Genomic DNA, 24,816 nt, shown 5'->3' with positions numbered 1-24,816 from the left:
CGGTCCCCCAATGTTTTTCATTGAATGATCGCCACCGGCTCTGGCACCGCGGCAAGGGTGTTGCCGAAGAGGCCGGTCAGGCCTTTGCGCCCCACGCGAGAGGTGAGGGCGGCACCGGTTGCGGACAGGCCCAGCGGCAGTCGCCGCAACGGCAGGCTGTACCGCGAGAGCCACGAGAGGGTGGTCTCGTCGCAGAAGCCGGTGGCCCCGTGCAGCTGATGAGCGACGCGGAACACGACGTCGGCCGCCTCCACGACGGCCAACCGTAGCGCCAGTGCATCGTCGACGGCCTCCGCCTGCCCTGCCTCGATGCTCCACAGCGCGTACTTGGCAAGGACTTCCACGCCACTGCGCTCCACCTCAGCATCGGTGAGCTGGAACTGGACACCCTGGAGCTGGGCCAGCGGTCGGCCGAACTGTTCACGCATGAGTACGTGCGCGCGGGTGAGTTCGAGAGCCCGGTCGAGCATGCCCAGAAGCGTCCAGCAGGGCAGCACCAGCCCGAGCGCCAGATCCTTGTCGCCGTTCTTGTCGATCGGTGTAAGTGCCAGCGGTGCAACAAAAGCCGACGTGCGCGGCGGCGCTATCGCAGGCAGCACGGTGACGGAACTGCGCACACCGCTCACTGTGACTGCAGACCATCGCAATTCGATGTCGGAGATCGCAGCTGCCGGACCATGATCGGTGACCACCACCAATCCGTCGACATCGAGGTCAACCGGCTTGGAGAGACGCTCGGCCACGGGATACGGGATACCCCAATAGCCGGCGCTTCGACACAGCGCAGCAGCCGCCTCGAGCTCATCGATATCTCCGCGAGGATTGAGTTCCCAGGCGCCGAGGCCCGCGAAAACCGAATCCAGGGATCGTTCCCGGCCCGCCGGATCGACCTCTGCTCCTTCGAGAAGCCGGTCACCACCGGCCGCTTCGAAAGCGCGCAACGCCGCAGTGCCGTATTCCGTTGCTTCCGGGCTCAAGTCGATGTTCATGATGCCGCCAGCAGGTTGCGGGCAAGCAGGATCCGTTGCATCTCGATGCTGCCCGACGCAACTGTCGCCGCCTGCGAGTAGCTCCAGTGAGCTTGCACGTCCAGCCGGAATCGTTCTGCCTCTTCACCCGTCAGGGGCGCGTAGGTGGCGAGCTCCGTCAGTACATTGGCGCTGGATTGGTCGAGTGTGGTCACCGCGATCCGGTACAGCGCCGCGTCGGCCGGACGTACCTGCCCCTCGTTCTGCATCGACACCACCCGGTACGCGAGCAATCTGGCCCGTCGGCAGTGGACCAACATCCGGGCCCAGCGGGCGTGGAGTTCGGCAGGCAGCTCATCCCATGCGTCACCCAGCACCGCCGGTGCTTCCTGTAGCAAGCGCTCACACCGGGCATACCGGGCGATGCCCACCCGCTCGAATGCGAGGACCTCCTGGACGACTTTCCATCCCTCGTCCACAGTTCCGAGGACATGGGCCTGCGTGACCTTGAGGTCGTTGAAGAAGACCTCGTTGAGGTGGTGAGGGCCCAACATCGCACGGATGGGCCGGACCTCGATGGCCGGATCGGACATCGGCACCAGGAAGACGGTCAGACCGTGCTGCTTTCGCTCACCCGACGAGGTGCGGGCGAGAAGGAAGCACCACTGGGCCATCGTGGCGTACGAGGTCCAGATCTTCTGCCCGGAAATGCTCCACCCGTCGCCCTCACGCCGCGCTGCGGTGCGCAGTGAGGCCAGGTCCGAGCCGGAGCCCGGTTCGCTGAACCCCTGACACCAGATCACCTCACCGCGCGCGATCGGCGGGAGATGCTGCTGCTGTTGCTGTGTTGTCCCGTGACGCATGATTGTCGGCCCGACCCAGTTGACGCCCATGTACTGGGCACCGCGCGGTTCGTGATGTGCCCACATCTCCTCGCGGACCACCGTCTGCTCCCAGACCGAGGCACCGCGCCCGCCGAACTCCTCGGGCCAGGCCATACAGAGCAGGTCACGGTCGGCGAGAAAGCGACAGAAGGCCTGTGCGGTTTCGAGGTCGTCCGGGTCATCGGTGAACGCACCCCGAAACTCTGCCGGAACATTTTCCTTGATCAGCCAGCGGAGGTCGTCGCGGAGCGCGTTCGCCGCCTCACCCAACGTGAAGTCCATGAGAGCACGGTAACTCAATCCTCATAAGGATTGGAATACTTGAATGGTAAGTCTCGGCAGATTAAGCTGGCCGAGTGAATATAAGGTGGCGAGCGTGACATCTGCCCAGAGCCGCCGTGTTCCTCAGCGTCGGATTGCCGAAACCGTTGCCGACGAGCTGCGGGACAACATCCTCGCCGACGACCACTACCGTCTCCCGACCCAGGAACAACTGGTCAAGGATTTCGGGGTCAGCTACCCCTCGATCCGCGAAGCCTTGCGCATCCTGGAGACCGAAGGCCTGGTCACGGTCCGGCGCGGCAACATCGGCGGCGCGGACGTCCACCGCCCCGACGAGACCTCCGCCGCCTACCACCTCGGGCTTTCGCTGCAGGCAGGCCGCGTCACCCTCAAAGACCTCGCCGACGGGCTGCAGATGCTCGAGCCGATGTGCGCCGCAGAATGCGCCAAGCGCGAAGACCGCCTCGAGGTTGTGGTCCCGGCCCTGACCAAGGCCATCGACGAATCCGTCGAGCACATCACCAGCGGCGTCGACTTCACCAACTCGGCCCGCGACTTCCACGACCTCGTCGTGGCGTTCACACCCAACGCGACCATCCGTTATGCCGTCGGCAGCTACGTCGCACTGTGGTCGGCACAGGAAGAAGCCTGGGCAGAAGCCCGCACCCGGCACGGCGAATACCCCTCCCAGATCGAGGCCGAAGGTGCGGTCCACGCCCATCGCCGTCTCGTGGAAGAGATCGCGGCCGGACGGGCCGAGGAGGCCGCACGCTTTGCCCGCGCCCACCTCGCGGCAACACAGGCACTGGTACTGGAGCGCTATGGCGATCGCGTTGTCAACGCGTCGGCAGCCATGTCCCGCCAGACGATCCAGTCCAGCCGGCGCTCCCGCATCTGAGTTTGCCAACGGATGCAGCTCACACCGTGAAGTTTCAAAGGTCAGCCCTGACCCACAGCGGCCGACACAGAATCGAGTTGAAGTAGTTCAGTATCAGTCAGTTCCAGGTCGACCGATGCCAACAGAGCGCCGAGTTGCCCCGGAACCCGGGCGCTGGCGATGGGTGCGACCACGGTCGGTTGTTGGCGTGTCCACGCCAGAGCGACAGTGGCGATCTCCACGTCCCGAGCTTGCGCGATGACCGCCAGCTCGTTGACAACGGCCAAGCCTTCAGCACTGAAGTAGCGGTCGACGATCTTGCTGCGCGCAGCGGCGTCCACGTCGGACTGCGTCCGGTACTTGCCGGTGAGAAAGCCACTGGCCAGAGCCCAGTAGGGCATCACACCCAGGTCGAACCGCTCGGCAAGGGGACGCAGGTCCGACTCGAAGGGCTCTCTGGCAACCAGACTGTAGTGTGGTTGCAGGGCAACCGGTTTCGCGAAGTCGTTCGTTTCGCAGATCGACAACCACTCCGTGATGCGCTCCGGCGAGTAGTTCGAAATACCGAGATGCCGGACCTTGCCGGCTCGAACCAACGCATCGAACGCGCCCAGGGTCTCCTCCAGCGGCACATCGGGATCGTCGTAGTGCGCGTAGTAGAGGTCGATGTGATCGGTCTGCAGGCGGCGCAGGGATGCCTCAGCTGCCTTGGCGATGTTGTCCGGCGCCAATCCCAGAAACTCTGGATGCCGACTCACCTTGGTGGCGAGCACCACGTCGTCTCGCCTGCCACGTGTGGTGAACCACTGCCCGAGGATCGTTTCGGACTCACCACCCGAGTTGCCCGGAATCGAGGCCATGTAGCTGTCCGAGGTGTCGATGAAGTTGCCACCTGCGGAGACGAATTCGTCGAGCACTGCGAACGACGTATCCGCGTCACTGGTCCAGCCAAAGGTGTTGCCGCCCAGATTGAGCGGGAATACGTCGAGGTCAGAGCGTCCGATCCGAGTCATGCCATCTCCAAGGTCATTGGGGGTCGCCCAGGACGATACCCTCGCGACGCGGGTCGGCTCCGCCAGACCAACCCTGGTCCGTGCGTACCAGCGCACTCAGGCCGCTGGACTGATCTGCGACATCCACCTGATGCCCCAACTGCCGAAGCCCCAGGACCAGAGGATCTGCGGCACCATCGTCTGCGGTGTCGATATCCGGGTGCTCGCCGCCGACATTGGTCTTCGGGGTATTCGCGGCACCGAAGTCGACCATTGACACGGCCTGCTGCGGATCCAGGCCCCAATCGATGAGTCCCACCAGGGTTTTCACCACGAACTGAATGATCACCGAGCCCCCTGGCGATCCGAGTACCATCTCCAGCTCGCCGCGTTGATCGCCCTGCGGTTCAGCGAAGACGAGCGTCGGTGCCATCGAGCTGCGTGGTCGCTTATTCGGTTCCACCCGATTCGCCAACGGAAGGCCCTGCCCGTCAGCCGGTTCCGCTGAGAAGTCGGTGAGTTGATTGTTGAGGATGAAACCATCGACCATGTGGAATGACCCGAACGCCGACTCGACCGTGGTCGTCATCGACGCCGCGTTCCCATCCTTGTCGACGACGGAGACATGACTGGTGCCGTGTTCGACTCCGGCGTACCAGCCCATGGGTTCACCGGTCTCGAATGCACCGGCGGTAGCGGTACCCATCGATCGTTCCGGATCTATCAGCGCAGCGCGTTCTTTCAGGTACGCGGGGTCGAGCAGCATATCTGAGTTCCCACCCGGTAGCGGCACAAAATCTGAGTCGGCGATGTACTTGTCCCGATCGGCATAGGCCAGACGCTCGGCCTCGGCGATCAAGTGCACGCCTGTCGCAGAGGGCTCGCCACCATTGGCGTCGACTGCGGTCGGACCGTACTGGTCGAGGGGAAAGTTCGAGAGAATGCCGAGCGTGGAAGCCACGGCCAGACCGCCGGAGGACGGGTTCGGCATTCCGCACACCTGGTTGTCGCGATATCCGACACATATCGGTTCACGAACCTTGGCGTCGTAGTTCGCCAGGTCCTCCAGTGTGATCAGCGACGGCGTCATCCCGTTCTCGGTCGAGCCCGCCTTCGCAACAACGGATTCCGCGATGGGACCGGTGTAGAACGCGTCGGCTCCCTCTGTTGCGATGGCGCCCAGAGTTTTCGAGTATGCGGGATTCGTCAACACGGTCCCGGCGGGCTTGGCGGTCCCGTCGGGATTCAAGAAGTACTCACTGGCGGCCGGGTCGGCGGCCAGTTCTTTGGCCGAGGCAGCGATGGCTGCAGCCATCCGGGGACTGATCTCGAATCCGCTGTCGGCCAGTCGCGTCGCGGATCCGAACAGGCTCTGCCAATCGGCACTTCCGTGCTCGTTGTGGACGTCTTCGAGGAGTCGCAACACCCCTGGCACGCCGATGGATCGGCCACTCGCACGCGTATTCGGCACGGGTTCGGTCCGGTTGGCATCGTCGACCCAGCGAAGATAGTTCTCCGTGGCGGTGGCAGGCGCCACCTCACGACCGTCGTAGGCCTGGACCGATCTGTCTTCTGCGTCGTAATACAGCGCGAAAGCGCCGCCGCCGATACCCGAACTCTGCGGCTCCACCAGACCCAGCATCATCTGGGCGGCGACCAAAGCGTCACCCGCGCTTCCCCCGTCGGCCAAGACCTCGCACGCCGCCTCGGTGGCCAGCGGGTTCGCGGTGGCCGCGGCGAACGACTCCGTCTGCACCGCGACCATATCGCTGCGATAACCGGTGGCAACCTCGGGATTTGTCGAAATATCCTGCGTTGCAGTCGCGCCCGCGTTCGGCGATGCGGCAGGGGCAACCGAATTGGTTGCCGAGTCCGTCGGGATGGCGCAGACGTCAGCGGACTGGGCGTCTTCGTTCGACGGCGTCGAACAGGACACCGTCAGTAAGAGTGCGACCACCGCCGCCGTAACGCCGCCGACCCGACGGACCCGAACCACCGGCGGTTCTACCTTCTGACCTTCTTCACGATCCACAACAGGATCACCGAACCGAGCAGCGCCGTGAGGAATGTGAAGAACCATCCACCGCTTGCAGTGTCAAAGGCGAAACTCAGGAGGAAGCCACCGAGGAAGGCGCCGATCACACCGACGACGATGTTGAGCAGGATGCCCATCTCTTTGTCGGTACCCATGAACTTGCTGGCGATCCAACCGGCGAGACCGCCGATGATGATGTAGCCGACGATGCCCACCGACGTGGTGGTTGTCGACCGCTCGGCCAAGACCTCGACTGCTTGATACGTGGTACTCACGATTCTCCCTACTTCGGTGAGGGGCTTCTGGTTGCCCACCGCGGGCGACCAGGCCTCCCCCGTGGACTGCCCGCTGGCCCAGAATCGTAAACCTCGGGCAGGCGAGACAGTGATTCCCAGTCTGGTCTACGGAATCGTTGTCCGTCCCACGACTCGCAGAACCCGTCAGACCGCAGGCCTGAACCCATCCGCGTCGCAACCCCGTCGACGCCAGATCACATGCGACTTCAGCGCAGCGCCACCAGGTTTGCCACCGAACTGCGAACATCGGAATCGATGACCCTGGCGACAAGATTGCCGATCGGGCCGTTCAGCACGCCACCGCTGATCGACGCGCCCAGGTCGAAGACCGAGCCGTCACCTTCAGGAGTCACCTTCAGCTCGATATCGATGTGAACACCACCACGTCCACGCCCGGAGAGTTCGAGGAGTTGAGGTTTCTCGTACCGCGTCACCGTCCAATGGATCGTGTTGCGGAAACCTTTGACCTTTATCAGGGACGAGACCTTCGTCCCCAGCTCGACCTCTGCAGGCACCGGGCTCTTCCATCCCGCAAAGATCGTCATCCACTCGTCGAACCGACTCAGATCCGACGCCATCGCCCACGCGGCATCCGGTTTCAGATCGGACCGCACCGAGACATCCACACCAGCCATATACAAACCTCTCCATCATCGTTGTCGTCCCGAGCGCCGGGAACCGGTATCAAAACAGCTGTGGCAGAACCAGAACCATCACTATCGTCCATAAGACATGGGTGAAGATCGGAGCCAGGACCCCGGCTGTTGCCCGACGTTCGAGGGCACAGACCAGACCCAGCAGAATCGCCGCGAAACCCAGCATCGGATTGCCACTGGCGAGCGTTGCGATCACATAGATGACCGTCGAGAAGATCACCGGTGCATAACCTTTGAGCGCGGAGTAGACAGCGCCCCGGAAGAACATCTCCTCGGCGATGCCGTTGACGATCGCGGTCGAGAGCACCAGCGCGATACCACCGCTGTCGGCATGATCGAGAACGTCGGCGATGAAGTCGCGCAGCGGCGGGATCTCCCGCGTCACGAGACCACCAACCACAAAGATCGCACCGAGGACGAGGCCGGCCACGGCCCCGATCACGGCCGCACGCACCGGACCACCACGCGGCGGCGGGTACGCACCGAGCCGTAACCGGCCCGACAACAGCGCGCCCACCGTCCACACTGCAGCGAGGGCAAATGTCATGGGATAGAAAGCCGAATCACCCGGTTCGATCGACAGGGAGATACCCAGGAATACGCTGCCGACGATCAGGACGACGACAACGACAATTCGACGCCACAGCACGGCCCGCCGCGACTCCGGCGGTTCTGCGGAATCGTCTTGGACTGTGCCGACCAGGAACTCGAACTTCTCTGGCAATGCGATCACAGCGCGCGCCACAACTTGTCGAGGCCGGTGGTGCCGGCCACTGCACCCACCACCGTGCGGACCGGTGCGACGACACGGTCGCGCACAGCCCTTTTCACCCGCATCAGATCTCCACCGGCCCAGGAGGGGTCGGTGTCGGCGAGGTGGTGGATGTCGGCCAGTTCGTCCACCGGCCGAGGCATCGGGCTCTGGACCGACCGACGCACCGCTTCTCGGATGGTCAACAGCCCTCCTGGCGGATCGGGGACGTGATCGCGAATCGTGTGCTCCGAGGCTCTCATCGGATGGTCCAACGAGCGCACGAGATCCGAGGCGAGACCACTGGGCACCGGCACCAGAAGACCCCCGATGAAACCGGCAAGCCGGACATCGACGCCCGGCATCACCACCCCCACCCGTGGCGACCCGGTCGCGCGCAGGTATGCGAACAACAGTGAGCTGTACGACGAGTTCTCTGCGCTGGCGATGTCGTAATACCCGGGCGGCACCGTTTCAAACGCGGAGGCTGCGAGGTAGTGGACGGCGTCGCGCACCGAGATGGGATCCATCGGGTTGTCCACCCACGAAGGGAGCGGGATCACAGCAAGCCGATCGGACATGTAGCGCACCATCTCGAACGACGTCGAACCGGCACCGATCACCACGGCGGCCCGCAGCCAGACCAATTCGGGGCCGCCCTCGCTGTCGAGCGCTCGACCTACTTCGGCTCGGCTCTCCAGGTGTTCCGAAAGCTCGTCGTCATGAGGTACGAATCCGCCGAGATAGACGATGCGCCCCACCTGGTGATCACGCGCCGCCGCTGCCACATTCTGCGCTGCCGACTCGTCGTCTCTGCGGAAGTTCTTCTGTCCGATCCCGTGGACCAGGTAATACACGACGTCGATCGGTCCTGCCGCCTTCAGTCCGGCGCGCACCGATTCGGGATTCATTGCGTCCAGTTCTATGGTGCGGACGTCGTCGGACCACCCGAACTGCTTCAGCCTGTTCAGATTCCGCGATGCGGCCACCACGTCGTGCCCGGCCGCGAGCAGCGCCGTGACCAGTCGGGCGCCGATATAGCCCGTTGCTCCCAGTACAAGTATTCGCATGTCATGGCCGTCCGTTGGATCTGCGCGGTCTTTCGATGGCGTGCCCCTGTACTGGAGCCGATGTGCCTCATGCTTAGCATCCGAACCCACCGAACGCAGAACTCGAAGGATCCGTCAGGTCCCGAATCGGCGCCACCGACGCCACCCGATGCGGTAACGCAGCTCCCAGTCCAACTTCGCCAGCCCCCTATCCATCCGGTGGGACCGCCCCTCCAACCGCCGTTGATATGCGCGCCATTCACGCGACTGGCGCACCGGTGGCCACAACTCCGCGGCGACCCGCGTATATTCGGCAAGCAAACCGTCCGAATCATCTGCCCCGCAGTCGAGTTCGTGGTTGGCACGGCGAACCGCCTCTTTGGCCTGCGCCCGCCTACTCATGTTTTCCAAGCCAGCGATCTCGGGGATCGCGGCCCCTTCTTCTTCGAAAAATGTCGCAAACGCGCGGCGGCGTTCTCGAAGATCGGTGAGATCGCCCTTGAAATCAGTCAGGTGCATGTTCTGACCATGAACTCGATAGAACGCCTGATCACTCCCGTTGACCCGGCCGACCGAACCTCGCAGTGCAGCGTGCAACCAGATCTTGAAGTCCGCGGCGTGCGGATGATCGGGATCGAAGCCCCCGAGTTCGTCCATGACCGTGCGGCGCATCACCACTTCAGGACTGACGACGAGTCCGTTCCCACGCCGACAGACCCGTTCGATCCATTCGGGCCCCGACCACACCGTCCAGCTGCGCACGTCACTGGTCACAGGAGGAGGGGCGTCTTCGAAATACTGCGGAAACCCGTACACGAAGGCAACATCCGGGCGGGCTTCGAGTAGTGCGACCGCGCGAGTCAACGCGCCGTCCGGCAGCAGGTCGTCGGCTGACAACAGCACGACGTATTTTCCGCGTGCGACCTTGAGTCCGTCGTTGTACGTCGCGATGTGTCCCTGGTTGGTCTCGTGCACCAGGCAACTCACCCGAGAGTCACCGACCGCCAACGATTGTGCGACAGCCGCACTGTCGTCAGGCGATGCGTCGTCGACGATCAGCACGTCGACATCGATCCCGGGTTGGTTCAACGCAGAGTTCACTGCATCGGGCAGGTATTTTCCGTATTTGTAACAGGGAATCACCACCGAAACCGTGGGCGCACCGGTCAGCAATCTCGGTTTCAGACGCTCAGCCATGCACTAGGCTCCATCCCCCGGTCAGGCCTTTGCTCCGCGGCCGATAGGGCCCTGACTCATCGGTCGGAATACTACAAGACGAATCGATGCGATGGTTGACGCCGCTTTACACGTAGGTGCACTGGTCACACCAACATTCCAGGCACCGGACGCGTGAGCATTCGGTGCCTGGAATGGAGGTGGTTGGTACGCGTGGATTACGCCGCTGCGAGCGCCTTTGCCTTCAGGTGCTGGAACTCATCCTCGGTGATCGTGCCTGCATCCAGTAGCGCCTTCGCGGACGCGATCTGATCTGCGGGCCCCGCGGTTCCGGCGGTCTGCTTGATGTAGGTTTCTGCCTGCTTCTGTGCCTCGAGCTGGGCCTCACGCGCCCGCTCAGACATTCCGCGACCCCGCGCGATGAGGTAGACGAAGAGGGTTATGTACGGCAACAGGACCAGGAAGAGAATCCAAACCGCCTTGACCCAACCGGACGTCTTGTGGTCACGAAACAGATCTATCAAAACGTTGAAAAGAATCATCAAATACGCAATGAAGGCGAAAATCACCAACGTGTACCAGATGAAGTCCCAGAATGAATCCCACATAGCCCGCGTGCTCCTTGCTCGGCAGATCGCCGGCTATCGGCGACCAATGAATCATCGCACGTCAGCGATCGAAATCCACGTTATAACGCGAGCAGATTTGTGCCCTATTCGAAGCTTCGCTAATCAAATGGTGAACGCTCTGCAACAAATCGGTCAACGCGTGGTGGATATGCCACCATCAACGGGAATCACCGCGCCGGTGAGATAGGCACCCGCCCGGCTCGTCAGGTAGACGACGGCACCGACCACGTCGTCAGGACGACCGATGCGGCCGAGCGGGGTACTCGACTCGATCTCGTCGCGTCGCTCTTCCAACATCGCCCGCATCATGCGGGATTCGAAAGGTCCAGGCGCGATGGCGTTTACGGTGATGTTCCGAGAACTCAGATGACTCGCCAGATGACGGGTGAGCTGGTGTACCGCGGCCTTGGCCGCCGAGTACGAATACGACGGGGTCTGCGGCACCCGGATCCCGTCGATGCTTCCGATCATCACAACCCTTGAAGGGTCCTGCGACGTGGCGGCCCGGTCCAGCGCAGGCAACAAAGCCTGCGTCAACAGAAAGGGCGCACGCACATTCAGCCCGAGTACCTTGTCAAAAGCCGACGACGGGAACTCGTCTACCGGAGCACCCCAGGTGGCTCCGGCATTGTTCACCAGGATGTCCAGCGAATCCACCTGACCCAGAACATCTTGCGCGAGTTTTGTACACCCCTCGGGTGTCGACAGATCAGCCTTGATTGCGATCAACCCTGCCTCGGAAGCCTTCTCGAGCGCATCGGGCTTGCGGCCTGCGATGATCACCCGGACCCCACGCTCGTGGAGACCATGGGCGATCATCGCGCCGATCCCGCTGGTACCTCCGGTGACCAGGGCAGTCTTTCCGCTGACGTCGAACAGATCGGTAGTCATGCTCTGTTGATACCAAGCCTGCCCCCACAAAGTGCGGGAATCAGCCTTGCACACCAACCCCGTCACGTACCGAGTCGTCGATGGTGGAATTGACCCCACCCACTCGGTAGGTGGCGGCGCGGTGGTGGTCGGGCAACAGGTCGCCCTTGCCGAAGAGCTTGTGCCGCAATGTACCCGGCACATACTCGCGGTCATAGGCACCGCGCGCCTCGAGAGCCGGGACCACGTGGTCGATGACATCGGTGAAGGTACCCGGGGTCACGGCATACGCGAGGTTGAAGCCGTCGACGTCGGTGAATTCCGCCCACTCGAGCAATTGCGCGGCGACACTCTCACCCGAGCCGACCAGCACGGGGCCCATACCGCCGATGCCGCCCCAGGCCGCGATGTCGCGCACCGTCCATTCCTTGAGGTCACCGGAGGCCTGGCTGAAAGCGGCCACCGCCGACTGGATCGCATTGCTGTGGACATTGCCGATCGGCTCGTCGAGGTCGTACTCCGACAGGTCGATTCCCATCCAGCCCGACATGAACACCAACGCGCCCTCGGCGCTGGCGTAGCGCTGGTATTCCTCCGCCTTCGCCTGCGCGGCGTCGTCTGTCTCGTCGGTGATGATGGTCAGCAGCGTGTAGATGCGGGCGTCGTAGGCATCGCGTCCGGCAGCGACCAGCTCCTGTCGGATGTTCGTAACCAGTGTGCGCAGAAGCTCTTTGGTGGGTGCACCGACAAACACGGCTTCGGCGTTCTGGGCGGCGAACTTCACGCCGCGCGGTGACGCCCCGGCCTGATAGATCACCGGCGAACCCTGCGGCGACGGTTCAGACAGATGGATGCCCGGCACGCTGAAATGCTCACCGCGATGGCCGATGTGGTGAACTTTCGCCGGATCGGCGAACACGCCGTGGTCTTTGTCGCGGCGCACCGCATCACGCTCCCAGGAGCCCTCCCACAACTTGTAGAGCACTTCGAGGTACTCGTCGGCATGGTCGTATCGGGCGTCGTGCTCGAGTTGATCGACCTCGCCCATGTTCCGGGCCGCCGAGGGCAGGTAACCGGTGACCACATTCCAGCCGATCCGACCGCGGGTCAGGTGATCGAGGGTCGAGAGCCGACGCGCAAACGGGTACGGGTGCTCGAACCCGGTGCCCGCGGTGATCCCGAAACCGAGGTGCTCGGTGGCGTGGGCCATCGCCGAAACCAGAAGCAGCGGATCGGCGACCGGGATCTGAGCGCCCTGACGGATCGCCGCCTCATCGGTACCGGCGTAGACGTCATATGTGCCGAGAACATCGGCGATGAAGAGGCCGTCGAAACCACCGGTCTCCAGGACTTTCGCCAGGTCGACCCAGTAGTCGAGTGTGTTGTAGTCCCACGACCGGTCCTGCGGATGACGCCACAGGCCTGGCGATTGGTGGGCGACGCAGTTCATGTCGAACGCGTTGAACCGGATCTTGCGGGACATCGGTAACCGACCTCTCAACTCGTACATGGCCGAAGTCGGCCGGCTCGATCTTCTCCCCGCCGGAGCGTGACCGGAAACACTTACACCCACGCTGAGCTGAACACCGCGCTAGATTTGACGAGGTGACCTCGCCCGCGATCGATCCCAATGACCGTCTGACTCCGGCGATTGTGCTGGCAACCACCGAACAATCCCGCAACACCGTCATCGACGAGATCCGCAGCCGCTACGGCCGCGACTACACCGTGAAGTTCGCCGACAGCGGCGACGCCTGCCTCGATATCGTGAAAAGCCTTGTGGAACACGCTGTCCCAGTGGCGTTGATACTTGTCGAACTCGAACAGCTCGGTTCATGGCAGGGTTCTGACCTGCTCCAGAAGCTGCGGTTCGTCGTACCCAGCGCCAGGAGGGTCGCCCTCATCCCGGCCATTCGGTTCGGGACCTCGTATGACGAGTTGCGAGCCGGTGTCGCCGAAGGACGCTACGACACCTACCTCGGTATCCCTCGTGGCCAGCGCGACGAGGAGTTCCACACCGCGATCGTCGAGTACCTGTCGGACTGGGGTTGGTCGGTCGCCGCACCCGAGGTCGCGTTCCTGCAGATCGTCGCCGACGGCCCGTCGCCCGAACTGGCCGAGATCCGCGATTTCCTCGACCGGATGGGCATGCCCGTCCAGATCCACGATCCCGAGTCCCCGGCGGGCCGAGAGATCCTCCAGTCGGTGACGGGCGACTCCGAACTGCCGATCCTGCATCACCCCGGAAAGCCACCACTGTCGCGGCCGACGGTCAGCGACGTCGCCGCCAGCATCTACGGCACCCCCGACAACATCCCCGAAGGCACCGTCGCCGATCTGCTCGTGATCGGAGCCGGCCCCGCGGGCCTGGCCGCTGCCGTCTACGGCGCCTCCGAAGGTCTGTCCACCACGGTCATCGAGACCGGGGCCATCGGCGGACAGGCCGGAACCAGTTCGATGATCCGCAACTATCTCGGCTTCCCGCGCGGGATCTCCGGAATGCGGCTGGCACAACGGGCCAGGATTCAGGCAGGCCGATTCGGGGCGCAGTTCTTCTGCGGTCGCGGCGTCACCGAGGTCGAGATCGATTCGCGGTTCGACCACCACCACGTGATGGTCGACGAGGCACGGATCTGCGCACGCACCATCGTCATCGCCACCGGTGTCGCCTATCGCCGATTCGGTGTCCGCGGCTGCGAAGACCTCGTCGGGTCGGGTGTCTATTACGGTGCCGCCACCAGCGCGGCCCGCGAGATGACCGGCCGCGACGTCGTGGTGGTCGGCGGCGGCAACTCGGCCGGACAGGCAGCGATGCACCTGTCGCGGTTCGCCCGGTCGGTGACGATCGCGATCCGCCGTGAATCGCTGACAGAAACGATGTCGGACTATCTGATCCGGGAGATCGAGGCCAGTCCCTGCATCACGGTGCGCGGACACACCGAGGTGGTCGACGGCGGCGGCGAAGGCCATCTGGAATGGCTGGAGCTGTGCGACAACCGGACCGGCTCATCGCAGCGCATCACCGCGTCGGGCCTGTTCCTGCTCCTGGGAGCGGCACCGACGTGCGACTGGATCCCCCCACAGGTCAAGCGCGACGAGCACGGCTTCCTCCTGACCGGACGGTTCATTCCCAAGGAGTATTGGCAGGCCGGCCTGCCACCGGCATTCCTGGAGACCACGGTGCCGGGGATCTTCGCCGTCGGCGACGTCCGGAGCGGGTCGATGAAGCGCGTGGCGGCGGCGAGCGGCGAAGGGGCTTCCGCGGTCCCGCTGGTCCACGATCGGCTACAGCAACTCCGGCTGGAGAACCTGCCACCGGCGCACTAGATCAGCCCAACTTGTACACGCGGCGAGCGTTGTCTCGGAATACCTTCCGGAGCAGATTGCCGCCGTAGGGTTCCAGGACCTCGAGTTGGCTCCCGACGATCATCTGAAGCGTCGCGTTCGGTTTGTCTCCAGGGAAGTTGGACCCGAACATCAACCGGTCCGGCCCGAACGCCGTCACCGCGTGCTCGATCAGCGGGCCGGTCATGTTGGTCAGCGTCTGCTGGGTGCCGATGTTCCCGGAACGCTGATGGCCGTAGCCGAGCAACGGGAAGGCGATACCCGACAGTTTCGCGACCACATTGCGGCAACTCGCCAATGCCGAGATGTCCTCGCGCCAGGCCCGCAACAGCTCGTGCCGCTGCGCTGCGGTACTGCCGGTTGTCTGCCCCATCGGACCGAACAGCCCGACCGGGGTCCCAAGATGATTCAGGACGATGGTGGTGTCCGGGAACTCGCGCGCCAAGGCCCGCACGTCTCGGAGCTGATGTGAATACACCCAGGCCTCGAAGACCAGTTTGTGCTCTGCGACCGCGGCGAACCCGGCCAGGAATTCCGGGTCCATCAACACGCCCTCGGCTTCGACCCAGCTGCGAACCTTGGGATCGGGGTGCCAGGCCGACACACAACGAATACCGCGAACCTTGTCGCTGATGTCGATATGCCGCTCGATGAGCTCTCCGAATGCCGGGCTGCGCGGATCGCCCCTGGCGACGATCGCAGCGAGTTCGGGAGCACCATCTGTTCCGAACGGAAGGTTTGCCACCCAACGTGTTTCGTCGGTTGAACCAAAGGGTTGGTCGAAGACCCAATCGGTCTGCATGTACACGACCGATTCGACCGGGACACCCGCCGTCGGCTCCGCACCCCGGAAGTCGGAGTGATAGTGCTTCGGCAGGTATGGCCGGGCCACGATCCGGGGATCGAGGACGAGTTCACGATCGCCCTGCGCCACCGCATACCGGAAGATGGCCTTGCCGAGCACCGGGGCCGCCCGAGAGAGGCGAGCCCGCCGCGTGGACTCCCACGGCGAGTGCAACGGATCCCAATGATGGACGTGCGTGTCGATGATGCTGGGGACAACCCGCCCCAGTAGGCCGGAATCGTCGGCAGGCGCTACGCGCGCATGTGCCCCGGACCATTCGGAAGGACCGGCGAGCGCACTGTCGCGCACATAATTACTGGCGCGCTCCTTTGCCATAACAAGACTGTACCCAGCTGACCGCCATCCCTTGATCGTAAGTGGGGGCAAAACACAATAAACTGTGGCACGGGTGGCGAGGCCGACATGATTCGCTCGATGAACTGCGCGGTGCGCAACCATTGATCGTGCCTCTCACCTGGGAATTGTAGGCAAATCAACGGAGAGGCCAGGGCTGAGCGTGGGTACCCATACGCGGCACGTGCTGCTACAGGTGCGCGATGTGCTGGCCCGGGATCCGGAAAAATTCACGGCCAACTTCTACAACCGGCTATTCGCAACAAATCCAGCGCTCCGTGAACTCTTTCCGGCGAATATGGCACGCCAGCGGGAAACCCTGTTCCGGGTCATCGATTATGTCTTTGAAGCGGTCCCCGACCGCGAGAATCACGCACTGCTGCTGGAGTTTCTCGGCCAGCTGGGTCGTGATCACCGGAAATACGGTGTCACAGAGGAGAACTACAACGAGTTCTTCGTCGCGCTGATGCGCGAGATCGCGTCCGTCATGGGTGATGCCTGGGACGAGGAGGCAGCAGGCGTCGTGTCCCAGGCGTTGATGCTGACGACCGGCGTCATGCGTGGTGCCGCACATTCGGCGAAGGGCCCGGCAACCTGGCCCGCGACCGTCGCCGAAAAATATCGACTGTCAAGAGATCTCGCCGTGGTCCGGCTACACACCGACGAGCCGCTGCGATTTGCGTCCGGGCAGTACCTCGAAGTGCAGATCCCCCAGTGGCCGCGGATCTGGCGGCACCTGTCACCGTCGATCCCGCCGAATCCCGACGGCGAACTCGAGTTCCATGTCCGAGCGGTCCCCGGCGGAACCGTCAGCAACTCGATCGTCACCGAAACCCAGGTCGGTGACGTCTGGAATCTGGCGCAGAGTCACGGCACCCTCCATGTCGATCCCACCGGTCACGATGTGCTGATGGTCGCGGGCGGAACCGGGCTGGCGCCGTTGCGCGCGATCGTCATCGACCTGTCCCGTCTCGTCGCCCCACCGGCGGTGCATCTGTTCTACGGAGCGCGGTATCCCGCCGACCTCTATGACCTGTCGAGGTTGTGGCAGATCGCCGCCATGAACCCATGGCTCAAGGTCACCACGGTGGTCGAGGACACCGACGACCCCTGGTGGAGTACCTCGAGCGAACATTCCGGGCGGATCACCTTCGAACGCATCCAGGGAACGCTGTCTGATGCGGTCCTCGAGTACGGCAAAGACTGGACCTCACACCAGGTCCTGATGGCCGGATCCCCCGAGATGCTCGTCAACACCCGTCGACGATTCCTGATCGCGGGGATCCCCGCCAGCCGCATCCAGCACGACCCGTACTGAACAACGGACTACTGCGGGATCAACGGAGGTAGTAGCTGTGGGAGTTGCGGCAGTTCCGGCAGCAGGTCCGCACCTTCTCCCGGATCGCCGCTGGTCGGCGGTGTCGACACGCTGGGTGACGTAGGCGTCTCGCTGGGCGGCGTGGACGTCTCGCTCGGCGGCGGGGGTGAGGGCGACGGCGGTGGCGGGGTCTGCGTGATCGTCGTCGGCGGCGGGACCACGGTGACAGTGGCCGGTTCCTCGATCACCGGCGGAGCCTGCGTTGTGGTCTCGGGCACGGGTGTGGGTGAGGAAGTCGTCGTCCGAGGTGCCGGTTTTGTTGTGGTGGTGGTGGTCGTCGTCGTGGTCGTGGGCGTCGACTCGGCAGAGGTCGAATGGTCTTCGACGGCGGTGGTGGGCTCACTGGAATTGCCGGTCATCACCACTGCGGTGATCACACCGATCGCCACGAGCAGTGCGGCCGCAGCCGCGGCCGACAACAGCACCCAACGGTTGTTGTCGCTTCCACCGGTCGCGGCAGCTGCGACCATCGCGGCGCCGTAGGCAGTTGCGTACTGGCCGTCATCGGCGACCTGCACGGGCAGTTGCAGTGCGTATTCAAGGGATGGCGCGACACCGGGTATCGCTGCTCCGGGACCGAGTACCACGATGCCCTGCAGCGGGCCGGACGCGTTGGCGATGACTCCCACCGCATCGCCGACGAGCTGCGCTCCATCGGGTTCGGTGACCGGTGGTCGCGCCCCGATTCCGGAGATCTCGCTGGCACCGACGACCACGCGGGTGTTGGTATCGACAAGGGCAACGGACTGCCCGGGGAACAGTGCACCGGAGCGATCGAGGTCGGCGACGAGCACCAGACCACGGCCGCCGAATATGGCTGCCGCGACCTCCGCGTAAGCCACCGGGGACCCAACCACGGTCGTGCGGGCGAACCAGTCCGGTTTCGATCGTGCGGTATTCGATGATGCAACCTCGGCAGCGCTCTGCGGCGGCAACAGATGTGCCGGAAGCCGCCCCGAATCGATGGTGTCACCGATGGCAAGGGTGGTCGCGCTGTCGGCACAGCCAATTGCGATCGCCCCGGGCATGATCGGCGCGGACTGCACGAGCTGGTAGATCGCGTCGAATACGTCGTCGGGGGTCGAACTCTGCAATTCCACGAAGTTGCGGGCCAGCACCTCGCCGGTGCCCGCGTCGGCCACAACCGACGCGATCTCCAGGTCGGTGACAGATATCCCGAGTACCTGGCTCATGGCTGATATATCGCCTTACCGTTCGGTCTTGTTACCTCTTGTTACCTGTGGACACGAAGCGTGGTGGAACTCGGTCCACCACGCCGGCTGGTCACCGATTGCCGCGTTCTCGTCGCGGTTTCCACACCACCAGCGCGTTGGTGCGCGGGACCGGGACGAGGTCGCCTCTGCGCGGCGAACGTTGTTGCGCGAGCTCGGCTTCGAGTTCGCGTACGCGGCTCTGGAGCGCGTCCACCTGATTGGTCAATTCGATGACCCGCTTGATCCCGGCGAGGTTCACACCGTCGTCCTGGGACAGACGCTGCACCTCACGCAAGAGCTCGACGTCGCGGCTGGAATAGCGGCGACCGCCACCTGCAGCCCGCTGCGGGGTGACCAGTCCGAGACGGTCATAGGTCCGCAGCGTCTGGGCGTGCATCCCGGCGAGTTCGGCCGCCACCGAGATCACGAACATCCGCGCCGATTCCGTGGCTTCCCTGTCTCGGGCGTCCCTGTCTCGGGCTTCTCTGTTTCGATCATCCGGCGGCGGCTCGGTCATGATTTACCCCAGTTTGCACGCGGGTCGAACCCGCTGGCTTTCTCTGCGGCGGCGTATTTGTTCAACGCCTCGATCGCGGCGTCGTCCAGCGTCGGCGGGACGGCCACCTTGACGGTCACCAACAGGTCACCGGCACCGCCCGCCCGTTTTGCCACACCGCGTCCGCGAACCCGGAGGGTCCGTCCGTCCACGGTGTTCGGCGGGATCTTCAACCCGACACTGCCCTCGAGCGTCGGCACCGACACCGTGGTGCCGAGTACCAGCTCCGAGAAGCTGACCGGCAACGTCACCTTGATGTCGTCGCCGCTGCGGGTGAAGGTGCGGTCGGGTGCCACGTTGACGGTGACATAGAGATCACCGGACGGGGCGCCGCGCAGACCGGCCTCGCCCTGACCTGCCAGTCGAATGCGGCCACCGTTCGAAACACCCGGCGGGATCCGCACGGTGATCGGACGGGTCCGGATGGTTGCGCCGTTGCCTTCGCAATCGGGGCACGGATCGTCGATCCGCGAGCCGGTGCCACGGCAATCCGTGCAGGGCTCGCTGAATCCGAATGCACCCTGGTTACGGCTGACCACACCGGCGCCGTTGCAGGTCGGACAGACCCGCGGGCTGGTGCCGGGCTTGGCGCCGCTGCCATGACAGCTGGTGCATGGCGCAGAGCTGGTGATGGTGAGGGTGGTCGAGGTACCCAACGCAGCTTCTTTGAAGCTGAGCGTGGTCTCGGTTTCCAGATCGTTGCCGCGTCGACTCCGGGTCTGTGTCCCCCGCGATCCGCCGCCGCCGCGGTTGAACAACCCTCCGAAGAGGTCGCCGAGGTTCGCGTCGGACCCTCCGCCCGATCCGTCTCCGAACAGGTCGTTGATGTTGAATTCCTGGCCACCGGACGATCCACCGAAGCCACCGGGGTAACCCCCGCCGCCGCCTCGGGTGCCACGTCCACGTGCCCCGGCGAACATGCGCCGGGTGTCGTCATAGTCTTTGCGTTTTGCCGGATCGGACAAGACACTGTGCGCCTCGGAGACGAGCTTGAATCGCTCTTCTGCCGCGGCGTCGTTCGGGTTGGCGTCGGGATGCAATTCCCGGGCCAGCTTCCGATAGGCCTTCTTGATCTCGTCGGCGGACGCACTGGGCGCGACGCCCAGCGCTTTGTAGAAGTCCTGTTCCAGCCACTCACGTTGTGGGGCCACCAGGCGTCACCTCCTTTTGTAGATCTTCGCTGTTTTTGTCTGCGTTGTATTCATTGTGTGCCGAAGATGCCGGCCCAGGCACTGAAAAGTGCCTGGGCCGGTCAGCTCCTATTCCTGCGGCGACGTCGTGTCTGCGGGCGCCGGCCCGTCGACAACAACCACCATCGCCGTGCGCAGGACGCGATCACCGAGGCGGAAGCCCTGGCGATAGACGGTCCCGATCACCGGGCGAGCGCCTTCGCCCTCGTTTTGCACGGCCTCGTGCAATGCGGGGTCGAACTCGTCGCCCTCGGCCCCGAAGGCCGCGAGGCCGGCGGAACTCAGCGTTTCGGTGATCTTATCGGCCACCGCGCGCAGCGGTCCGGCTTCGAGATCACCATGTGCCCGCGCCCGGTCCAGGTCGTCCAGCACCGGCAACAGCGACCTGATCAGGTCACCCTTGCCGTACTGCTGTGCCGAGATCTTCTCCCGTTCGGCACGCTTGCGGTAGTTGGCGTACTCCGCATGAACGCGCTGCAAGTCGGCCAGCAATTCAGCCTCCTTGTCCGAGCCCGCCGCGTCAGCAGCGACCTCATCGATTGCGGCATCCACTGTGTCCACCGAATCCGGTTGCGCCCCTTCTGTCTCCGGAGCGTCCGTGTTCTCGCCGGGGCGCACCTCACCCGTTTCGGGATCGATACGCCGCTTGTCGGTCACGGTCACCGGTTCGGATTCGGGACGGGTCACTTGTTGTCTCCGGCGTTTTCAGAGCCGTCGACACCTTCGTCGACAACCTCTGCGTCGACGACGTCATCGGCGCCGCCGGGCGTCGGTGCACCCTCTTCAGCAGCGGCGTTGGCGTAGATGGCCTGACCCAGCTCCTGCGAGTCGGTGGTCAGCTTCTCGACGGCCGACTTGATGGCGCCGAGGTCGCTGCCCTTGAGTGCTTCGCGAACACCTTCGATCGAACCCTCGACCTTGGTCTTGAGATCGGCGGGAACCTTGTCGTCGGAGTCCTTGAGGAACTTCTCGGTCTGGTTCACCAGCGACTCGGCCTGGTTGCGGGTCTCGGCCTCTTCGCGACGCGCACGATCCTCGTCTGCGTGAGCTTCGGCATCCTTGATCATCCGGTCGATCTCGTCCTTGCTCAGGCCCGAGCCGTCCTGGATACGGATGGTGTTCTCTTTGCCGGTGCCCTTGTCCTTCGCGGTGACGTGCACGATGCCGTTGGCGTCGATGTCGAAGGTCACCTCGATCTGCGGGACACCCTGCGGGGCAGGAGCGATACCGGCGAGTTCGAACGATCCGAGGAGCTTGTTGTGCGCAGCGATCTCGCGCTCACCCTGATAGACCTGGATCTGCACCGAAGGCTGGTTGTCTTCGGCCGTTGTGTAGGTCTCCGACCGCTTGGTCGGGATGGTGGTGTTGCGCTCGATGAGCTTGTGCATGACGCCACCCTTGGTCTCGATGCCGAGGCTCAGCGGGGTCACGTCGAGCAGCAGCACGTCCTTGACCTCACCGCGCAGGACACCGGCCTGCAGTGCGGCACCGACGGCCACGACCTCATCGGGGTTCACGCCCTTGTTGGGCTCGCGTCCACCGGTGAGCTCCTTGACCAGTTCGGTCACGGCCGGCATACGGGTCGAACCACCAACGAGCACAACGTGATCGATGTCGGCAACCGAGACGCCGGCATCCTTGATCACGGCCTGGAACGGCGCACGGGTGCGCTCGAGCAGATCGCCGGTGATCTTCTGGAACTCGCTACGGGTGAGCTGTTCGTCGAGGAAGAGCGGGTTCTTGTCCGCGTCAACGGTGATGTAGGGCAGGTTGATCGAGGTGCTCTGTCCCGAGGACAGTTCGATCTTTGCCTTCTCGGCAGCCTCACGCAGACGCTGCAGGGCCATCTTGTCCTTGGTCAGATCGATGCCGTTCTGAGCCTTGAACTTGTCGACCAGCCAGTCGACGACACGCTGATCCCAGTCGTCGCCACCGAGGTGGTTGTCGCCGGAGGTCGCACGGACCTCGACGACGCCGTCGCCGATCTCCAGGAGGGACACGTCGAAGGTGCCGCCACCGAGGTCGAAGACGAGGATGGTCTGTTCTTTTTCACCCTTGTCGAGGCCGTAGGCCAACGCAGCCGCGGTGGGCTCGTTGACGATACGCAGGACGTTGAGGCCGGCGATCTGGCCGGCTTCCTTGGTCGCCTGACGCTGGGCGTCGTTGAAGTACGCGGGCACGGTGATCACGGCGTCGACAACTTCGTCGCCGAGGTAGGCCTCTGCGTCACGCTTGAGCTTCATCAGCGTGCGGGCGCTGATCTCCTGCGGGGTGTACTTCTTGTCGTCGATCGCGGTGGTCCAGTCTTCGCCCATGTGGCGCTTGACGGAACGAATGGTGCGGTCGACGTTGGTCACAGCCTGGTTTTTGGCCGGCTGTCCGACCAGGACCTCGCCGTTACGGGCGAATGCGACCACCGATGGGGTGGTGCGGGCGCCTTCGGCGTTGGCGACGACGGTGGCTTCTCCACCTTCGAGCACTGACACCACCGAGTTGGTGGTGCCCAGGTCGATTCCTACAGCACGAGCCATTTCTTGCCTCCTATAAGCAGTGCATCCGCAGCAGCGCGGCGCACGGACGTTCACGTTTGTGGTTGTAACTGAAACCTCAGCGCGATCGACTCAACTTCTACCGAGTCTCGACGTCTCAGTCAAGTCGGGTTGAGTCGGTGCCGCTCAGGTCTCACAAGTCTTCTAACGGTGGCCGTCGCGAATGTGTTCCCGATTTCACAAACAAGTTGAGCGTAAGCGACTCAGGTATGACGACGCCCAGGGCGATCGCCCTCGCTCGGCAAGTGGTTCCGATCACCCGAATCGGATTCAGGTGAGGTCTGTCACGAATAGCGCGCCAAGTTTTGCGGATGCCACATGGTTGCCCTAGGCTAACTAAATCGTGTGACTTAAATATGCACAAACTGTTGCAAGCGTATGGAGAGCCTTTGATGTCCGCACCCACCAATTCGCCACCATCGGCGAAGACCCCACCAACCGGGCCGATCGTGGCAGTGCTGGCATTCGCCGGCATCGTGGCCTCACTGATGCAGACCCTGGTCATCCCGATCATCCCGCATCTGCCCGAATACCTGAACGCCCCGGCCTCCGACACCGCGTGGGCCGTGACAGCCACCCTGCTGGCCGCTGCCGTGGCAGTGCCGACGATGGGCCGCCTCGGCGACATGTTCGGTAAGCGTCGCATGATGCTGATCAGCATCGCGCTGCTCGTCGCCGGTTCCGTCGTCGCCGCACTCTCTTCGAGCGTCATCCCGATGATCGTCGGCCGCGGCCTGCAGGGTCTGGCCGCAGGCCTCATCCCGCTGGGTATCAGCGTGATGCGCGACATCTTGCCGCCGCAGAAGCTTGCAGGCGCAGTTGCCATGATGGGCGCTTCGCTCGGTGTCGGTGGCGCACTGGGACTTCCGATCGCCGCGATCATCGCCGAGTACGCCGACTGGCACATGCTCTTCTGGGCCTCCGCTGTTCTTGGCCTGATCGCAGCCGCACTGGTCGTCCGCGTGGTGCCGGAATCCCCGGTGCGGACCGGCGGCAAGTTCGACTTCGCAGGCGCGATAACACTCGCCATTGCCTTGATCGCGCTGCTCCTCCCCATCTCGAAGGGTTCAGACTGGGGCTGGACCAACAGCAAGACGATTGCGCTGCTTGTTGTTTCGCTCATCGCATTCCTCGTCTGGGGCTGGTGGGAACTCCGCACCGCCAAGCCGCTTGTCGACCTTCGGGTGTCCGCTCGCCGACAGGTTCTACTCACCAACGCCGCGTCGATCGTGTTCGGGTTCGCCATGTTTGCGCAGACGATGGTCTTCCCTCAGATCGTTCAGCTACCTGAGGCCACCGGCTTCGGACTCGGCGGATCGATGCTCGTCTCGGGTCTGGTGATGGCACCGTCCGGCATCATCATGATGCTGATCTCGCCGATCGGATCGAAGATCACCAATGCGGTCGGCCCCAAGATCACGCTGATGATCGGTGCCGTGATCGTGGCAATCGGATACGGCATGGGTGTCATTGCGATGCACTCGATCTGGCAGCTCATCGTGATCGCGCTCATCATCGGCGCCGGAACGGGTATGGCCTATGGCGCAATGCCGGCTCTCATCATGGCAGCGGTTCCGCCCACCGAGACCGGTGCAGCGAACAGCTTCAACACCCTGATGCGTTCACTCGGCACCTCGTTTGCCAGCGCCATCGCCGGCGTCATCATCGCCAACATGACGATGACACTCGGCTCCGCTTCCCTGCCCTCCGAGGACGGATTCCGGATTGTCATGGCACTGGCGGCAGGCTCGGCGATCGCAGCGTTGATCATCACCGCGTTCCTGCCCAAGTTCCGGGCACCGAGCACCACAGAGGGATCCGATGCCGTGGCCGATCATGAGGCTGCACTCACATCGTCCAAGTGAGCATCACCAGATAGCAATCCGATCTCCCGAAGGCGCTGCAGCTGCAGCGCCTTCGG

The 24,816-nt window shown here is 63.8% G+C and carries 22 protein-coding genes; 4 read left to right on the top strand and 18 right to left on the bottom strand.

Annotation, left to right across the window (positions count from 1 at the left end; genetic code table 11):
• Positions 1-17: 17 nt before the first annotated feature.
• Positions 18-989 (bottom strand): acyl-CoA dehydrogenase family protein, encoded by a 972-nt coding sequence (locus AC1D75_RS06050; protein WP_495514384.1) that lies wholly within the window; start codon positions 987-989, stop codon positions 18-20.
• A complete protein-coding gene (locus AC1D75_RS06045; RefSeq protein ID WP_495514383.1) occupies positions 986-2,134 on the bottom strand; it encodes an acyl-CoA dehydrogenase family protein in 1,149 nt (382 codons plus the stop codon). Before AC1D75_RS06045 ends, AC1D75_RS06050 begins: the two co-directional genes overlap by 4 nt.
• 94 nt (positions 2,135-2,228) lie before the next feature.
• On the opposite strand from AC1D75_RS06045, the gene AC1D75_RS06040 reads away from it, so the two are divergent.
• Entirely contained in the window at positions 2,229-3,032 is an 804-nt protein-coding gene (locus AC1D75_RS06040) for a FadR/GntR family transcriptional regulator (RefSeq protein WP_495514382.1), read from the top strand.
• 41 nt (positions 3,033-3,073) lie between these two features.
• Here the strand turns inward: AC1D75_RS06040 and AC1D75_RS06035 are convergent, their stop codons facing one another.
• The 10 genes from AC1D75_RS06035 to AC1D75_RS05990 form a co-directional block, all read right to left on the bottom strand.
• On the bottom strand, positions 3,074-4,024 hold the full coding sequence (locus AC1D75_RS06035; protein WP_495514381.1) for an aldo/keto reductase: 951 nt from the start codon (positions 4,022-4,024) through the stop codon (positions 3,074-3,076).
• Positions 4,025-4,037: 13 nt separating this feature from the next.
• Entirely contained in the window at positions 4,038-5,999 is a 1,962-nt protein-coding gene (ggt, locus tag AC1D75_RS06030; RefSeq protein WP_495514380.1) for a gamma-glutamyltransferase, read from the bottom strand.
• An 8-nt stretch (positions 6,000-6,007) separates the two neighbouring features.
• Positions 6,008-6,313 carry a GlsB/YeaQ/YmgE family stress response membrane protein gene (locus tag AC1D75_RS06025; RefSeq protein ID WP_495514379.1) on the bottom strand — a complete coding sequence of 102 codons (306 nt, stop codon included), beginning with the start codon at positions 6,311-6,313 and terminating at the stop codon, positions 6,008-6,010.
• Between the two features lie 227 nt (positions 6,314-6,540).
• Entirely contained in the window at positions 6,541-6,969 is a 429-nt protein-coding gene (locus AC1D75_RS06020) for a type II toxin-antitoxin system Rv0910 family toxin (protein WP_495514378.1), read from the bottom strand.
• Between the two features lie 49 nt (positions 6,970-7,018).
• Positions 7,019-7,723, bottom strand: a complete 705-nt coding sequence (locus tag AC1D75_RS06015) for a CPBP family intramembrane glutamic endopeptidase (RefSeq protein ID WP_495514377.1) — start codon at positions 7,721-7,723, stop codon at positions 7,019-7,021.
• Positions 7,720-8,811 carry an NAD(P)H-binding protein gene (locus AC1D75_RS06010; RefSeq protein ID WP_495514376.1) on the bottom strand — a complete coding sequence of 364 codons (1,092 nt, stop codon included), beginning with the start codon at positions 8,809-8,811 and terminating at the stop codon, positions 7,720-7,722. The genes AC1D75_RS06015 and AC1D75_RS06010 overlap by 4 nt, the downstream gene beginning before the upstream one ends.
• A gap of 114 nt (positions 8,812-8,925) precedes the next feature.
• A complete protein-coding gene (locus AC1D75_RS06005) occupies positions 8,926-9,987 on the bottom strand; it encodes a glycosyltransferase family 2 protein (RefSeq protein WP_495514375.1) in 1,062 nt (353 codons plus the stop codon).
• A gap of 197 nt (positions 9,988-10,184) precedes the next feature.
• Positions 10,185-10,574 carry an SHOCT domain-containing protein gene (locus tag AC1D75_RS06000; protein WP_495514374.1) on the bottom strand — a complete coding sequence of 130 codons (390 nt, stop codon included), beginning with the start codon at positions 10,572-10,574 and terminating at the stop codon, positions 10,185-10,187.
• A gap of 153 nt (positions 10,575-10,727) precedes the next feature.
• Complete coding sequence (locus AC1D75_RS05995; RefSeq protein ID WP_495514373.1) at positions 10,728-11,486, bottom strand: SDR family oxidoreductase; 759 nt, start codon at positions 11,484-11,486, stop codon at positions 10,728-10,730.
• 40 nt (positions 11,487-11,526) lie between these two features.
• Positions 11,527-12,948: an LLM class flavin-dependent oxidoreductase gene (locus tag AC1D75_RS05990; RefSeq protein ID WP_495514372.1), complete on the bottom strand. Its 1,422-nt coding sequence runs from the start codon at positions 12,946-12,948 to the stop codon at positions 11,527-11,529.
• A 122-nt stretch (positions 12,949-13,070) separates the two neighbouring features.
• Between AC1D75_RS05990 and AC1D75_RS05985 the strand changes: the two genes are divergently transcribed.
• A complete protein-coding gene (locus AC1D75_RS05985; RefSeq protein WP_495514371.1) occupies positions 13,071-14,792 on the top strand; it encodes an NAD(P)/FAD-dependent oxidoreductase in 1,722 nt (573 codons plus the stop codon).
• Between the two features lies 1 nt (position 14,793).
• Here the strand turns inward: AC1D75_RS05985 and AC1D75_RS05980 are convergent, their stop codons facing one another.
• Positions 14,794-15,990 (bottom strand): amidohydrolase family protein, encoded by a 1,197-nt coding sequence (locus AC1D75_RS05980; protein ID WP_495514370.1) that lies wholly within the window; start codon positions 15,988-15,990, stop codon positions 14,794-14,796.
• Between the two features lie 181 nt (positions 15,991-16,171).
• On the opposite strand from AC1D75_RS05980, the gene AC1D75_RS05975 reads away from it, so the two are divergent.
• On the top strand, positions 16,172-17,326 hold the full coding sequence (locus AC1D75_RS05975; RefSeq protein WP_495514369.1) for an FAD-binding oxidoreductase: 1,155 nt from the start codon (positions 16,172-16,174) through the stop codon (positions 17,324-17,326).
• An 8-nt stretch (positions 17,327-17,334) separates the two neighbouring features.
• Here AC1D75_RS05975 and AC1D75_RS05970 read toward each other — a convergent pair whose 3' ends face one another.
• From AC1D75_RS05970 to dnaK, 5 genes are all read right to left on the bottom strand, one after another.
• The gene (locus AC1D75_RS05970) at positions 17,335-18,579 is read right to left on the bottom strand and encodes a DUF7159 family protein (protein WP_495514368.1); all 1,245 of its coding nucleotides are present in this window, start codon (positions 18,577-18,579) and stop codon (positions 17,335-17,337) included.
• Between the two features lie 91 nt (positions 18,580-18,670).
• Positions 18,671-19,033, bottom strand: coding sequence for a heat shock protein transcriptional repressor HspR (locus AC1D75_RS05965; RefSeq protein WP_495515991.1), 363 nt, complete (start codon positions 19,031-19,033; stop codon positions 18,671-18,673).
• Positions 19,034-19,113: 80 nt separating this feature from the next.
• On the bottom strand, positions 19,114-20,307 hold the full coding sequence (dnaJ, locus tag AC1D75_RS05960; RefSeq protein ID WP_495514367.1) for a molecular chaperone DnaJ: 1,194 nt from the start codon (positions 20,305-20,307) through the stop codon (positions 19,114-19,116).
• A gap of 108 nt (positions 20,308-20,415) precedes the next feature.
• Positions 20,416-21,033 carry a nucleotide exchange factor GrpE gene (gene grpE, locus AC1D75_RS05955; RefSeq protein ID WP_495514366.1) on the bottom strand — a complete coding sequence of 206 codons (618 nt, stop codon included), beginning with the start codon at positions 21,031-21,033 and terminating at the stop codon, positions 20,416-20,418.
• Positions 21,030-22,877, bottom strand: coding sequence for a molecular chaperone DnaK (gene dnaK / locus AC1D75_RS05950; protein WP_495514365.1), 1,848 nt, complete (start codon positions 22,875-22,877; stop codon positions 21,030-21,032). The genes grpE and dnaK overlap by 4 nt, the downstream gene beginning before the upstream one ends.
• A 410-nt stretch (positions 22,878-23,287) precedes the next feature.
• Between dnaK and AC1D75_RS05945 the strand changes: the two genes are divergently transcribed.
• A complete protein-coding gene (locus AC1D75_RS05945) occupies positions 23,288-24,760 on the top strand; it encodes an MFS transporter (protein WP_495514364.1) in 1,473 nt (490 codons plus the stop codon).
• Positions 24,761-24,816: the final 56 nt, after the last annotated feature.

The sequence above is a fragment of the Williamsia sp. Y712 genome (assembly GCF_059445525.1).
Note: the sequence above shows the minus strand (reverse complement) of the source record. Positions and strands in the feature narration are given on the sequence as shown.